Genomic DNA, 15,121 nt, shown 5'->3' with positions numbered 1-15,121 from the left:
ATATACTATGAAGCTATTACAACTCTCTCTACGTACCAGAATATTCATCTCAATGACAGTATTGGTACTATTGGCTTCGATTTTAATTGCTGCGGTATCTATTTATCAATATAAAGAAGAAGCCGAAGAATATCACCAAGAACGATTAGAACGAAAAGAGAGTAGAATTCAAATAGCAATAGATAACGCATTGCGCAGCACTACTTATCCTATAGATGAAGAGCATCTTTCCAGAATATTTGCATACAGACAAAAGATTTATCAAATAGCAGAAGAACACTCTCTACCCATAAATATTTATAGTCTATCTGGTGAACTTTTGATCGGTTCTGAGGGTATTTTTCCGAAAGACACCATACATAAACAACTAAGTCCTCTTATTCTTGATACGCTGGCATCTTTGTATGATAAAAAGTATCTTGTAAAGTCAGAAAAAAACGGTGAGAAGTTTTTAACATCTTACACCTATATCACAGATACAAGATCCAAACCGTTGGGTATTCTTAACCTTCCGTATCTCGAAGATGATGATCTTATCACAAGGGAACTGATAGAGTTTTTGCAACGTGTAGGACAGGTATATCTTTTAATGTTGATTATAGCTATCGCTTTGGCTTATTTTCTGTCTAAGTACATTACCAGATCTCTTAAATCAATTTCAGAAACAATAGATCAAACCCGTCTTGATAAGCGAAACAAAAGAATTGAAATTGGTGATGCCAGTGATGAAATTCACTCTTTGGTTAATGCGTATAATAGCATGATCGATGAACTAGAAGAAAGTGCCGCTATGCTTGCCAAAAGTGAACGAGAGGCAGCGTGGAGAGAAATGGCAAAACAGGTAGCGCATGAAATTAAAAACCCGTTGACACCTATGCGATTAACGGTGCAGAGTTTTCAGCGAAAATTTGATCCTACAGACCCAAATATCAATCAGAAAATACAAGAATATAGTAATACCCTTATTCAGCAAATAGATACCATGAGTTCTATCGCTTCGGCGTTTTCTAATTTTGCTCAAATGCCAGCGCAAAAAAGTGAAACTCTGGATGTGGTAAAAATTGTTGGGCTGGCGCTTGATATTTTTAATGAGGATTATATTGTATTTCCTTCAGGGCGAGAGGAGATTATTGCCAAATTTGACCGCACACAATTGATACGAGTGGTGACCAATTTGGTTAAGAACGCAACCCAAGCCATTCCTCAAGATAGAGTGCCTAAAATTATTGTAAATGTGTTTACCGAGAATGAGGAAGTAATTATCACGGTAGCAGATAATGGGGTAGGTATGAGCGAGGAGAATAAAAAGAGAATTTTTGAACCAAAATTTACCACAAAATCTAGTGGAATGGGGCTTGGATTAGGAATGGTGAAAAATATTGTGGAAACCTACAAAGGAAGTATTACCTTTACATCCCAAGAAGGGAAAGGCACCGTTTTTAAGGTAAAATTTCCCAGAGAATAAAACTCAAAACTAACTCATGTATACAAATATTCTAACGGCTCAAAATAATGGTATTACAAGAATAACCATTAATAGGCCATCAAAGCTTAATGCTTTAAATAAAGAAACTATTCAAGAACTTCATGCGGCTTTTAGAGTAGCAGATCTAGATGCAGAAACAAAAGTCATTATTGTCACAGGAAGTGGTGAAAAAGCTTTTGTAGCTGGTGCAGATATTAGTGAATTTGCCGATTTTTCTGTTGCCGAAGGAGGAAACCTTGCACAAAAAGGACAAGAATTGTTATTTGACTTTGTAGCGAATCTTTCTACGCCAGTTATTGCAGCCGTTAATGGTTTTGCTCTTGGTGGAGGTTTAGAATTAGCGATGGCCGCTCATTTTAGAGTGGCAAGCGATAATGCAAAAATGGGATTACCCGAAGTATCTTTGGGAGTTATACCAGGGTATGGAGGAACGCAGCGTTTACCCCAGTTAGTAGGTAAGGGTAGGGCTATGGAAATGATCATGACTGCAGGTATGATTGATGCGAACCAAGCACAGCAATACGGACTGGTAAATCATGTTACTACTCAAGAAGAATTACTACCGCTAGCCGAAAAATTAGCTGGAAAAATTATGAGAAATTCTTCGGTAGCAATAGCAGCTGCAATTAAATCTGTGAATTCAGCTTATGAAGATGGAATAAATGGGTTTAAGGTTGAAATAGAGCAGTTCGGTAATTGTTTTGGGACCGAAGATTTTAAGGAAGGGACCACCGCTTTTTTAGAAAAGAGAAAAGCAGAATTTCCTGGTAAATAAAGAATAAAATTATATGTTTAAAGGCCTCATGGTATTCTTGTCTATGAGGCTTTTATAATTTTATGAGGTGATTTTTATCAAACTTAGTTTTTTGTACTTTTATCATATTACTTTTAAATCCTAAATCATGAAAGCATTATATAAAAATCCGATAGCTATTATTTTAATGGTATTTGCAGCAGTTGGATTTATTCTGCTTGAAGATCAGTTACCGGCCATAGATTTATCACATCTTACTCCAGGAAATGTAGTTGCTGTTTTAGGATATACCTCGGTAATCATGTTTGTCGTAGAACAATTTATAGAGATTTTTGTGCATGATCCCAGGCAAAGATTAAAGAAAGAGTGTAAAGACCGAATTGAAGAGATCGATGCTCAGCTAGAGATTATGAGTATTCCTGTGAGCGAGGAAGCTGGAATTTTAGATGCAGAAGAGGAAGAAGTGGTTGAGATGATGCAGGAAAAAAAAGATCTTGAAAATACACTTACCAAAGAGGGAATGAAACGTAAACAAAGAACAATTGTTATTGCCTATATTATTGGATTAATTCTTTCGTTTTCTGGTTTTCGGTTAATGTCAGGAATATTATTTAATGAAACTAGAGATAATTTATCCGAAATTCAATCTACAATTATACAAAGCATCGATATTATTTTGACTGCCGGTATCATTGCAGGAGGCAGTGACAGAATGCACAGATTAATAAAAAGAGTAAAAGAAGCTTTTCAGACAGATTATAACGAATTTTAATAGTGTATTTTACTTTTTGTAGAAGCTCATTTCATCAATATATTCCCAAACTTCTTTAGCAAGTAATGGCTTCACATTTTTTCCTTCAGAAATACTGTTTCGAATAAACGTCGAGGAGATTTCCATAATAGGAGCTCCAATTCTATGTATTTTTGGGTGATCCTCAAATTGATGCTCTATTATGCCTTCAGAAATACGGGGATAGACATAAATTTGATGGTTTTCTAAAATAACCTCATAGTTTTTCCATTTGTGAAAGCTTTTTAAGTTATCCTCTCCCATAATTAAATGAAACGTATACTCAGGATGTAGTTCTTGTAAATGAGCCAGGGTATGAACCGTATAATTTGGTTGTGGCAATTTAAACTCTATATCGCTGGGCTTTAATTTGGCATAAGATTCTGTAGCTCGATATACCATTTCATAGCGATGATGGTTATCTAACAAAGAACTTTTCTTTTTAAATGGGTTATGAGGGGTTACTACCATCCAAATTTCATCGAGATCTGAAAACTCTGCCATGTGATTGGCAATAGCCAAATGACCTACATGAATAGGATTGAAAGTCCCAAAATATAATCCAATAGCTTTCATTGCTCTAACTCTTTACCCTAAAAGAAATTTCTTTACCAATTGATAAACTTCTGCCTTTGCTTTTTCTAAGTCATCATTGGTGACTATGGCATCAAATTGAGGGGCTGTTGCCATTTCTGTAGAAGCTTTGGCAACTCGCATATTGATTTTATCTTCAGATTCAGTTTTGCGCTTTTTTAATCGAATTTTAAGCTCCTCAATACTTGGAGGTTTTACAAAAATGGCTAAAGTATGATCGGGATAAATACGTTTAATATCGAGCCCACCAACAACATCTATATCAAAAATAACATGTTTCCCGTTATCCCAAAGTCGTTGTACTTCGGTTTTTAGGGTTCCGTAAAAGTTATCTCTATAGACTTCTTCCCACTCCAAAAATTCGTCTGCCTTGATTTTATCTTTGAACTCTCTTAATGACAAAAAGTAATAATCTTTACCATGAACTTCTGCGCCTCTAGGTTCTCTTGATGCAGCAGAAATTGAAAAGCCCAAATTGAGCTCTTCTTTATTAAGTAAATATTTTACCAAAGTTGTTTTTCCACTACCTGAAGGTGCAGAAAGCACAATTAGCTTACCTTGCTTCATTTACAATACATTTAGTAATTGTTCCTTAATTTTTTCTAGTTCATCTTTCATTTGTACCACTAGCTGCTGCATAGGAGCATAATTAGATTTACTACCAATGGTGTTAATTTCTCTACCTATTTCCTGTGAAATAAATCCAAGTTTTTTACCATTCGAATCGGGAGTGGCCAAGGTTGTTGTAAAGTACTTCACATGATTGGCAAGTCGTACTTTTTCTTCGGTAATATCAAACTTTTCAAGGTAGTAAATAAGCTCCTGCTCAAAACGATTTTCATCTACTTCTTCTTTAAGGTCTGATACTGCCTTTTGTAATCGTTCACGAACAGCTTCAATACGTTCTGGGTCCATTTCGATGACCTTCTCCAATAATTCTCCAATATTTTTGATACGAATATTAAAATCTTTTTCAAGGGCAAGACCTTCATCAGTACGATAAGCATCTATTTCTTTTAATGCATTTTGAAGCGCTCCATTTATAGCTTTAAATTCTTCATCATTAATTTCTTCACGAACAGTTTTGAGAGCGTCTGGCATACGCACTGCCATTTTCATGTACTCGGTTAAGTCTCCACTGCTATCTATCGTTTGCAATTGTTTGATGTAATCCTGAACTACACCTTCATTTATTTTTGTAGATGTTTCTTCGGCAGTAATTTCGACATATAATCCAAAATCTACTTTCCCTCTAACCAAAGATTTGGCAATGGTATTTCGCATTTGTAATTCCTTTTCCCGGTACTGCGAAGGAATTCTAGCGTTAAGGTCTAAATTCTTGCTGTTGAGCGATTTAACCTCTAGGGTTACTTTTTTGGTGGGTAGCTGAAGGATAGACTTCCCAAAGCCTGTCATAGATTTAATCATATAATTGTGCTATAAAGTGGCACGAAGATACGGAAAAGTGAGTAGTTTGCCATCTAAAACAACCCGAGTAACTTTCAGTCTTGTGTGAGATGCTTAATCATGGTAATTTTATCGATAAATTTTTCGTTTTCATGAAAAAAAGCATCGATGCGCCCGACTTCTTTAAATCCCATTTTTTGATATAATGCAATACCTGCCTGGTTGGTGGCATATACTTCTAACCAAATTAACGAAATGAAATCATTATTGCCAGCCCAATCTAGTACATTTTGAATGAGATGAGTGCCAACACCCTGATTTTGCCATTGGGTGTGAATTCCCATTCCAATCATACCCGTATGCTGTAATTTTTTTCGTCGGCTTCCGGTGAGATCAATGTTTCCAACCAGATTTCCCTCATTTTCTGCGACCAAAAGAATACTATTAGATTCTTTTTGGTACTTTTTAATCAATTGATATTCTTCAGTAATGTTATTGGAGTACTCATAATCGAATAAGGGAATGGTTTCGGTATCCTTGAGGTACTCCAGTTTAAGTTTGAGCAACTGGTCGGCATCCTCAGGAATTGCTTCTCGAATGATAAGCGGATGATTAGACTTGGTTTGATATGTCTTGGGAATAAAATTCAAAACTCCTAAGCATTTGGGTTTTTATCTCGAATTCTTTTGTATAATCGTATTCCAAGCATTAACAGTACCGAAAGAAGTACAATACCAATAACGCCATATACCCAATTCACGGCATCTTTTACAATCACCAAAAAAATCACAGAAAAAAGGATAATGGTAGACCCTTCGTTCCATATTCGCATTTGGTTAGACGACCATTTAATAACATCGTTTTGAAGTTGTTTATATATCTGATGACATTTTAGGTGATATGCAAAAAGCAATATCACAAAACCTAGTTTTACATGCATCCAAGGTTGTTGTAACCAGGCTGGCATTAAAATCAATAGCCAAATAGCAAATAAGGTGGCCAATATTGCCGAAGGCCAAGAGATAATGAACCAAAGCCGCTTGGCCATGAGTTTAAGTTGTTGTCCCAAAATCTCTCTGTCTGGAGATGGCTTTTGAGATGCTTCGATCTGATATACAAATAACCTAGGGATATAAAATAACCCTGCAAACCATGTGATTACAAAGATGAGATGCAGGGATTTTATATAGTTATAATATTCTAGCATGTATTATTCTACAAAAAGATAATTAAGCTGCAAGGTATTGAATTCGTTATTAAAGCTCTCAATTTCTTCTGAAATTAATTTATCAAAAGCGACCAATTGCTCTTCAATCTTTTTGGTTAATTCATTCTTAACAGCAATATCCTGTGCCGTAGGTCCAAAGTCTCCCATGCCCACCAAAGAGTTTAAATGCCCTAACTTATTGGTAAGTTTTATTGGAAAGTTTAATGGGTCTTGATTACTTCTGTTTTTGGTTTGGTACAATGCCTTTTCGATGTCTCCAAACTTCTTTTGAAGGTCTTTTGCTTTCTTTACCAAATCTTTGGTTTTTTCCTCCTCTTTATATTGCGTAGCAAAAGATTTAAGCTGTGCATTGATTTTTCTTATTTTTTTAATGGATTTATGAGCTTTGTCAACCGTTTCGTTTACACTGGTTATAAAGTCGAATTGATTTTGCATATCTTGAGTAGAAGCCTCTGCTCTAGGATCAGCTACTATTTTAAATGTTTGTCTTGAAGCTTCTTTTCCATTTACACTAAGACTTACCTTGTAGTTGCCAGGAACTGCTTTTGGACCATTTAGGTTTGCCCACCATAAAATCATTCCTTTTAATCTTTCTGCACCATCTCCTCGCATGTTCCAGCTAAACTGATTTCCACCTTTTTTCAAATCTTTCAACAAGTCTCTTTTTTCTTTTGAATGTGTACTATATGATTTTAGGGTATCATTTTTAGCATTAAAATAGGTGAGTGCTATAGTATCTTTTGCTTTATCATAATTTTTCAAGTAAAAGTAAGTAATCACTCCACTTGGATGATTGGTGCCCTGAGTTTTAGAACCTTTTATACTACGACCACCCATTCTGTAAGCATCTTTAGGTTGATATAGCACATGCTTTTGAGTTTTTATCTGATCGTTTAATTGGTGTAAAACGGTTAGGTCATCGATAATCCAAAGGCTTCTACCCTGAGTTGCAACGACCAGATTATTTTCTTTAATGGTAAGATCGGTTATAGGTACAATTGGTAAATTAAGCTGAAAAGACTGCCAGGTTGCACCATCGTTAAATGAGATGTACATACCTGTTTCTGTACCTGCATATAATAATCCCTTGCGCTTAGGATCTTCGCGTAGAACTCGTGTAAAGTGCTCTGGAGCGATTCCCGTAGTAATTTTGGTCCAAGATTGACCATAATTTGTTGTTTTATATAGGTACGGTGCAAAATCACCAGACTTATATTTTGTTCCTGCGATATAACAAGTACCGGCGTCAAAAGCACTAGGCTCTATACTATTGATCATCATCCATTCTGGCATTCCTTTGGGCGTTACATTGTTCCAGTTTTTTCCTCCATCCTGACTTACATGCACCAAACCATCATCACTACCTACCCAAAGTAGTCCTTCTTTTAAAGGGCTTTCTGCCGCGGCAAAAATAGTACAGTAGTACTCTACCGATGTATTATCCTGTGTGATAGGACCCCCCGATGATTTTAATTTTTCAGGATCGTTTCTGGTTAGATCAGGACTTATCACATCCCAGCTTTGTCCTTCATTTTCGGTGACATGCACATGATTAGAGAAGGTATATAATCTATTAGGATTATGCTTTGAGAAAAGTATTGGGAAATTCCATTGAAAACGGTATTTCATATCTTCGGCACCGTGCCCCATTGGGTTATCTGGCCATACACTTATTGATCGTACAGTTTCTGTTTTGTGATTTACGCGAGTCAAGAAGCCGTCATAACTACCACCATAAACAATATCATTGTTTTTTGGGTCAACAGCAATATGAGCAGATTCACCACCAGCAGTAGCTTCCCAATCATCTTCAGAAATAGAACTTCCGCTACTTCTATGGTTTATTCTAAGTGTCGAATTGTCTTGTTGTGCAACATATATTCGATACGGGAAACTATTATCTGTAGTTACTCGGTAAAACTGAGATGTAGGTTGGTTGTGATATGTGCTCCAGGTTTCGCCACCGTCATAAGTTATTTGAGCACCACCATCATCTCCAATAATCATACGTTTTGGGTTTTCGGGTGCTATCCATAAATCATGGTGATCCCCATGTGGGGCTCTAAAACTGCTAAAGTTTTTTCCTCCGTCTTTACTTTTATGATACGATACGTTTACAACATATACTACATCTATATCTTTAGAATCTGCATAAATTCGAGAGTAGTACCATGCACGTTGTCGTAAGCTACGATCACTATTTAATTGGTTCCAGGTTTCTCCGCCATCATCACTGCGGTAAACACCTCCTTTTTCTTTGTTTTCTACAATAGCCCAAACCCTATCACTGTTTACAGGAGAAACGGTAACACCAATAATTCCAAGGGTATCTTTGGCAAATCCTTTGTTTTTTGAAATTTCTTTCCATGTTTTACCACTATCAGTACTTTTCCAAAGCGCAGAACCATCACCACCAGAACTAAGGCTATATGGAGTTCTTCGTGCATTCCAGGTAGAAGCATACAAAATTCTAGGGTTGTTTGGGTCTAGCGTTAAATCTACAGCCCCGGAATCATCGTTAGCAAATAGTACTTTGTTCCATGTTTTACCACCATCGGTACTTTTATATACCCCGCGATCTGCAGTAGGTTTATAAATGTTTCCCAATACTCCAGCATAAACTATATCTGGGTTGGTAGGGTGAATAGCAATTCTTGGGATATGTCTACTTTTGGGAAGTCCAGATTTCACCCATGTTTTTCCGGCATCGACACTTTTCCAGACACCATATCCAGAAGATACGTTTCCACGAAGTGTTTTTTCTCCTCCGCCAACATAAATAACATTAGGATCACTTTTGGCAACAGCTACAGATCCTATCGAACCTCCAAAATAACCGTCTGAGATATTTTCCCAGGTTCTTCCTCCATCGGTGGTTTTCCATACTCCACCTCCGGTGGCACCAAAATAAAACAGGTTGGGTTTGCCCGGTACACCAGTAACAGCTGCACTACGACCTCCTCGAAATGGACCTACAAGTCTATATTCTAGAGCGTCATATAGTTCGGGGTTATACGTTTGAGATTGTACAGAAAAAATACTTGCAAAAGAGAGGAAAAGTAAGAATGTTACTTTAGAGATGTGTGAATGCATGTGTGTTGAGTTTTTGAATTTAACTACCATAGTATACTTCTTAGTTTTCTAAGGTAGAATTGATGGGACACTAAAGTCTGGAATAAAAAATTATTCAGAAAGATTTTCACGTAACTTTAACCTTGAATACCATAAAATCATTACTATTTTTGGGGCATGCTACAAGAGGGATTTATATTAGTGCTTAGTTGTCTGGGAGTAATTCAGGCATTATTTCTTTGTATATATCTTTTTACGTTAAAAAAGGGAAATAGAAGAGCGAATCAGTTTTTGGCAATAGTTTTATTAGGGCTAACGATTAGAATAGGAAAGTCGATTTTTCATCACTATATCGAGGTAGACCCTAGAATACGAAACTTGGGGATTTCGGCTATTTTGGTGGTAGGACCTTTTTTATGGTTTTATGGTAAAGCACTTTTTGAAAAGAAACAGCAGTTTTCGAAGAAACACTATCTACATCTAATTCCGTTTGGGTTATTTGTGTTGTTAAGTCCAATTATTCCCAATAGAGGGGATATTCCCTCATATGTCGCATATGTTTTGGTATTTGTACATTTTGGAGTGTATCTAGGGATATGCTGGAGCTATTTATCAAGAACAAGAAGTGAAATAAGTCTACAATTACAAAGGTGGTATCGTAATATTGTGATTGGCGCAACTATTACATGGGGTCTTTATGTTGGGATTCTTCTCGGATTTATACCTTTCTATATTTTGGGAGCTATCTCATTTTCATTTTTGATGTATTTGTTTTCTTATTTATTGTTGAAACGACATGTTTTTGCCTTAGAAAAGTACAGCAACTCAACCATTGACCGGTCTGCGTCAAAAAAATTACTTCTTCAAGTGAAAAACCTACTAGAAGAAAATGAATTATATCTAGAGAATACCACTTCACTTAAAAGTATTGCAGAAAAATTAGGTATTACACCACGAGAATTGTCTCAGGTAATTAATGAAAATGAAGGAAAGAATTTTTCAGAATTCATCAACCATTATCGCATTGAAAAAGCTAAATTATTGTTGGCAGATCCCAAATATATCGATGAAAAAATTGCCACTATCGCTTATGATTGCGGTTTTGGAAATGTAACTTCTTTTAATCTTGCTTTCAAATCTGAAACCGAGCAAACACCTTCTCAATACAGGAGCCGGTTTAAGGTTGCTTAACTCTTTTTCACTATACAGGGGTATAATTCGTTTTAAAAATCATGTTTTTTAAAGAGTTTTGATCTCATCTTTTTGATTTTGCACTACCAATAAATCAAAATGATGAACAAATACATTTTTATTCTTTTAGCGATTACAGCAATAAGCTGTAAAAAGACAAAGAACCCTACAGAAAGGTATGTGAAGTTAAATCCGATCAAGGAAATTGTTATCGACAGTCTAAAACATCCTTGGAGTATGGCTTTTTTAACCGAAGAAGAAGTGCTGGTTTCTGAAAAAGATGGAGACCTGTTAAAAGTTAATCTTTCTTCAAAAAAGAAAACCGTGATTAGAGGGTTTCCAAAAGATTTAACAGATAGCATAAGAGTACTTTCAAGAGGCGATAATTCCGGGATTTTTGAAATATTGCCTCATCCTGAATTTGAAAGCAATAGGAAAGTTTATATTTCATATGCTGCAAAAAAACAAGGAATCGGAAGCGCTACAAAAGTGGTGAGAGCAACCTTGCAAAATGATTCGCTTACTCATATTTCTACTATTCTGGAAGCTGGACCTTATACCCGAGAATATTATCACTATGGAGGAGGAATGACCTTTGGGAAAGATGGTAAATTATATATCACGGCAGGGGAGCGCCTGTATAAAGAGATTGATGAACCCGAAATTCCTATTGCTCAAGATGTAAAGGACAAACGGGGTAAAATTTACAGGCTTAATGATGATGGAAGTATTCCTGAAGACAATCCAGATTTTGGACCCGATGCTGTGCTAGGGATTTACGGTATGGGAATACGAGCTGCTCAAGGGATTACTGTAGAACCCAAAACAGGAAATATTTGGTTTAGTGAACACGGTACACGACAAGGAGATGAGATTAATAAACTGGAAGCTGGTGCAAATTATGGTTGGCCGAATATTACTACCGGAGGATATAGAAGTAGAGATTATGTACCTCCCACTATTAAAGGTGCGGTATATACAAATCCCAAATGGTATTGGTTACATACAGTGGCACCTACTGGTTTAATGTTTTATACCGGTGAGGAGTTTGCAGAATGGAAAAATGATCTGATCGTACCGGGTTTGTCTAGAGGAAGTTTATGGCGATTTAGCATAGAAAATGACACCATAAAAAGTGCCGAAGAACTTTTTATAGATGATAGGGTTCGATCTAGAAAAGTGGTACAAAGTCCAAAAGGAAAGTTGTACATGCTTACCGATGAAGACAACGGGAAAATATTAAGAATTAAGAATAACAATAAATAATCATATTATGAAAACATACGCATGTATTACATTTTTAATCGCCCTTGGTATCACCAATTGCCTTGTGGCTCAATCTGAAGAGGAGTCAATAAAAATTACCATTCAAAAATACATTGAAGGAACCTCGTACAATAATCCCGAATTGATTAAAGAGGCTTTTTATGAAGAGGCTCCATTGTTTTTGTCACATAAAGACAAGGAGATTTGGATAGTGCCTATAAAAGAATATGCTTCGTGGTACGAAAAAAAGGAAAAAGGAAAATTTAATGGTCGTAAAGGAAATGTTTTGTCTATAGATCAACAGAACGATATTGCTCTAGCAAAAGCCGAAATTTTGGCAGAGGGTAAAGATACTCGTTATGTAGATGTGTTTATTCTAAAGAAAATAGGAGGAAACTGGAAAATTATAAGCAAAGCAGCTACCAAAACACATTAACTTTAAGCTGTTTTGGGCATGAGTTTTGTTCGTACTTCTCGATTCAGAAAATACCCAGTGACTACGGTAGATAATACATCGGCAATAGGAAACGAAATCCAAACGCCTAATTCACCATAAAACTTGGGTAAAATAAGAACCAAAGGGATAAAGAAAAACCCTTGCCTGGACAAAGTTAGTAATAAGGCAGGAATAGCCTTGCCTACAGATTGAAAGTATGCTGCACCAATTAATTGCAACGCAATGATTGGTGTAGCTGCAAATACCCATCGCATAGGCTCTGCAGAATGAGATAGTACAAATTGGTTTAAAGCTAACTCTTTGGGAGAAAGATTTGGGTTATCACTCAAAAACAAAGATGTGATTTCATGAGGAAAAATCATGAGCCCGATAAAAACCAAGGTTGCTACTAAAGCGGCATATTTAATAGCTGTGTTTATCGATTCTCGAACTCTTGGATACTGTTGTGCTCCATAGTTATATCCTGCAATAGGTAAGAACCCTTGAGTAACTCCAAATACAGGGAATAAAGCAAACATAAGCATTCGACCTATAATGGCGTACACGGCCACCAGCCCTTCTTGTCCTATATCGAATAAAATATTGTTCATAAGCAGGTAGGTGATACTTACCACAGCTTGTCGAGCGAGAGTTACTCCTCCTAGAGAAGCAATTTCAGAAACGATATCTTTTTGTAAGCCCAAATGGCGCCAGCCAATTTTTAATTCGGAGTTTTTTGTGGTAAAAAACCAAAAAATGTATGAAAAACAAGCCAAGTAAGAGCCTGTTGTTGCCCAGGCAGCACCATGCATGCCCATATCTAATACATTGATGAAGACATAGTCCATTAACAGATTTCCTACTGTAGGAATGATCATGGCAATCATGGCAAATTTAGGTTTGCCTTCGGCTCGAATCACCGTGTTTCCCATCATGGCAAATCCAAGAATCGGGACTCCATATAGTACAATTACATAATAGATTTTGGCAGGGTCAAAAATATCTCCTTTACCTCCAAATTTTGGAATAATATCATCGACGAAGATTAAACCTATTATGATTAGAGAGACTGTACAGAGTAGGGTGAGCGTTATTTGATTTCCAAAGGTGCGGAGTGCTCTTTCTTTATTCTCTGCGCCTAAAGCTCGTGAAATAATACTGGATCCCCCAATACCAATGGCCATTCCCAAGGCAGCGATAAAGAAAGAAACCGGTAAAACAACGTTGATGGCCGCTATAGCAATAGAACCAATCCAGTTTCCTACAAATATCGAATCAATAAGGATGTTAAGTGACATCACCAATATCCCAATAGATGCAGGTACCGCTTGTTTGATTAATAGTTTACCTATAGGTTCTATACCTAATGCTTCCGATGTAACTTTAGCCATCTACAGCCACTGTTTTTACAGATGCCCATTCATTTACCCAGTTTGCCAAAACTCCGGCCCAATCATCTCGATCATTTAAGCAGGGGATAGTGGTAAATTCTTTTCCTCCCATTTCATGAAAAATTTCTTCACCTTCCATGGCGATTTCTTCTAAAGTTTCGAGACAATCTGAAACAAAGGCAGGGGTAACGATGGCCATTTTTTTCATACCCTCTTTTCCCATTCTTTCTATGGTTCTATCTGTATACGGTTTTAACCATGGATCAAATCCTAATCTAGATTGAAATGAAGTTGAGTATGTTCCGTTTTTAAGCCCTAATTTTTTGGCAACTTGTACGGTAGTCATTTCACATTGATGACGATAACAGAATTCATGCTGTATTGATCCTTTTTTGAAGCAACATTTGCCATCCATTTTACAGTTTCCGTTGCTAATATCACTTTTCCGTATGTGGCGTTCCGGAACACCATGATAGCTAAATAGCAGATGTTCATACTCGATATCTTTTAAGTGTTCGGCAATACTATCAGAAAGGACTTCGATATATTCTGGTTTGTTATAAAATGCAGGGATATCTGTAATTTTCATATCCGGAAAATACTCATCTCGCAATTCTTCAGCCAATACCAAAATAGTTTCGGTGGTAGCCATAGCAAATTGCGGATATAATGGAATGATCATAACATCATCTACTCCTTTGTCGTGAAGCTCCTGTAATCCTTTTTTTAAACTCATTGAACCGTATCTCATGGCCAGGCCAACTGGGATATCGGTTTTTTCAGCAACCTTTTTTTGCAATCGTTCAGAAATTACAATGAGAGGAGACCCTTCTTCCCACCATATTTTTTGATAAGCTTCGGCAGATTTTTTCGGACGTGTATTCAAAATGATTCCTTTAACCAGTAATGTTCTTGCCCATAGGGGAAGATCGATAACCCGTGGATCCATTAAAAATTCACCAAGATATTTTTTTACATCTTTTGGATTTGTACTATCTGGGGACCCCAGATTGACAAGGAGAACTCCTTTACTCATAATTTTTCTTTTTGCACGAACAAAAATACAAACTATCCAGACTAAAGATTGCAAAAACCATAAGAGTTTTTGATGCAACCATTTGTAAAAGTAACATTTGTTGTAGCAAAATGAAGTTACAAATAGAACATAACTTATAAATACGTTAAATTCGAGTAAACCGAAAGTTGGCTTTGTTTATTTTAGTATTTTTAGATAATTAAAAAGCAAAGATGAACCCGACTCAACTAAAGGTCGTGCTTTTGTTGCAGAAGGTTACATGTGAACGTTAACAAACAATATTTGAACACATGAAACGTATTATTGTAGATGTCGAGAAAGACAAGCTACCTTTTGTCCTAGAGCTATTAGAGCAATTTGATTTTGTGTCTGTACTTACTGATGCATCAGAAGAAGATCAAGGAATGTATGACTCTATTGTTTCTCTGCAAAAGGGTGTAGGAATTCCTAGGGTAGAATCACTCGATTAA

The 15,121-nt window shown here is 36.5% G+C and carries 15 protein-coding genes; 7 read left to right on the top strand and 8 right to left on the bottom strand.

What is annotated here, in order from left to right; translation table 11 throughout:
- Positions 1-7 precede the first annotated feature (7 nt).
- The 3 genes from M0D21_RS16585 (at position 8) to M0D21_RS16575 (ending at position 3,012) form a co-directional block, all read left to right on the top strand.
- Positions 8-1,465, top strand: coding sequence for a sensor histidine kinase (locus M0D21_RS16585; protein ID WP_248331592.1), 1,458 nt, complete (start codon positions 8-10; stop codon positions 1,463-1,465).
- Positions 1,466-1,481: 16 nt separating this feature from the next.
- Entirely contained in the window at positions 1,482-2,261 is a 780-nt protein-coding gene (locus M0D21_RS16580) for an enoyl-CoA hydratase/isomerase family protein (protein WP_248331590.1), read from the top strand.
- 127 nt (positions 2,262-2,388) lie between these two features.
- Positions 2,389-3,012 carry a hypothetical protein gene (locus M0D21_RS16575; RefSeq protein WP_248331588.1) on the top strand — a complete coding sequence of 208 codons (624 nt, stop codon included), beginning with the start codon at positions 2,389-2,391 and terminating at the stop codon, positions 3,010-3,012.
- Between the two features lie 9 nt (positions 3,013-3,021).
- On the opposite strand, the gene nadD is transcribed toward M0D21_RS16575, so the two are convergent.
- The 6 genes from nadD to M0D21_RS16545 all read right to left on the bottom strand — a co-directional run bounded on the left by nadD (position 3,022) and on the right by M0D21_RS16545 (position 9,352).
- Complete coding sequence (gene nadD, locus M0D21_RS16570) at positions 3,022-3,606, bottom strand: nicotinate (nicotinamide) nucleotide adenylyltransferase (RefSeq protein WP_248331586.1); 585 nt, start codon at positions 3,604-3,606, stop codon at positions 3,022-3,024.
- 12 nt (positions 3,607-3,618) lie between these two features.
- On the bottom strand, positions 3,619-4,191 hold the full coding sequence (gene gmk / locus M0D21_RS16565) for a guanylate kinase (protein WP_248331584.1): 573 nt from the start codon (positions 4,189-4,191) through the stop codon (positions 3,619-3,621).
- Complete coding sequence (locus M0D21_RS16560) at positions 4,192-5,052, bottom strand: YicC/YloC family endoribonuclease (protein ID WP_248331582.1); 861 nt, start codon at positions 5,050-5,052, stop codon at positions 4,192-4,194. It abuts the gene before it with no gap.
- A 74-nt stretch (positions 5,053-5,126) separates the two neighbouring features.
- Positions 5,127-5,681, bottom strand: coding sequence for a GNAT family N-acetyltransferase (locus M0D21_RS16555; RefSeq protein WP_248331580.1), 555 nt, complete (start codon positions 5,679-5,681; stop codon positions 5,127-5,129).
- Between the two features lie 5 nt (positions 5,682-5,686).
- The gene (locus tag M0D21_RS16550) at positions 5,687-6,238 is read right to left on the bottom strand and encodes a CopD family protein (protein ID WP_248331578.1); all 552 of its coding nucleotides are present in this window, start codon (positions 6,236-6,238) and stop codon (positions 5,687-5,689) included.
- Positions 6,239-6,241: 3 nt separating this feature from the next.
- Complete coding sequence (locus tag M0D21_RS16545) at positions 6,242-9,352, bottom strand: VPS10 domain-containing protein (protein ID WP_248331576.1); 3,111 nt, start codon at positions 9,350-9,352, stop codon at positions 6,242-6,244.
- Positions 9,353-9,508: 156 nt separating this feature from the next.
- Between M0D21_RS16545 and M0D21_RS16540 the strand changes: the two genes are divergently transcribed.
- The 3 genes from M0D21_RS16540 (at position 9,509) to M0D21_RS16530 (ending at position 12,224) form a co-directional block, all read left to right on the top strand.
- Positions 9,509-10,522 carry a helix-turn-helix domain-containing protein gene (locus tag M0D21_RS16540; protein WP_248331573.1) on the top strand — a complete coding sequence of 338 codons (1,014 nt, stop codon included), beginning with the start codon at positions 9,509-9,511 and terminating at the stop codon, positions 10,520-10,522.
- A 99-nt stretch (positions 10,523-10,621) separates the two neighbouring features.
- Positions 10,622-11,788 carry a PQQ-dependent sugar dehydrogenase gene (locus M0D21_RS16535; RefSeq protein WP_248331571.1) on the top strand — a complete coding sequence of 389 codons (1,167 nt, stop codon included), beginning with the start codon at positions 10,622-10,624 and terminating at the stop codon, positions 11,786-11,788.
- A gap of 7 nt (positions 11,789-11,795) precedes the next feature.
- The gene (locus tag M0D21_RS16530; protein WP_248331569.1) at positions 11,796-12,224 is read left to right on the top strand and encodes a nuclear transport factor 2 family protein; all 429 of its coding nucleotides are present in this window, start codon (positions 11,796-11,798) and stop codon (positions 12,222-12,224) included.
- 2 nt (positions 12,225-12,226) lie between these two features.
- Here M0D21_RS16530 and M0D21_RS16525 read toward each other — a convergent pair whose 3' ends face one another.
- Entirely contained in the window at positions 12,227-13,615 is a 1,389-nt protein-coding gene (locus tag M0D21_RS16525; RefSeq protein ID WP_248331567.1) for an MATE family efflux transporter, read from the bottom strand.
- Entirely contained in the window at positions 13,608-14,651 is a 1,044-nt protein-coding gene (gene hemH / locus M0D21_RS16520; RefSeq protein ID WP_248331565.1) for a ferrochelatase, read from the bottom strand. The genes M0D21_RS16525 and hemH overlap by 8 nt, the downstream gene beginning before the upstream one ends.
- Positions 14,652-14,941: 290 nt before the next feature.
- On the opposite strand from hemH, the gene M0D21_RS16515 reads away from it, so the two are divergent.
- A complete protein-coding gene (locus M0D21_RS16515) occupies positions 14,942-15,121 on the top strand; it encodes a hypothetical protein (RefSeq protein ID WP_248331563.1) in 180 nt (59 codons plus the stop codon).

The organism is Aquimarina acroporae (assembly GCF_023195925.1).
In the GTDB taxonomy this organism is placed as follows: Bacteria; Bacteroidota; Bacteroidia; order Flavobacteriales; family Flavobacteriaceae; genus Aquimarina; species Aquimarina acroporae.
Note: the sequence above shows the minus strand (reverse complement) of the source record. Positions and strands in the feature narration are given on the sequence as shown.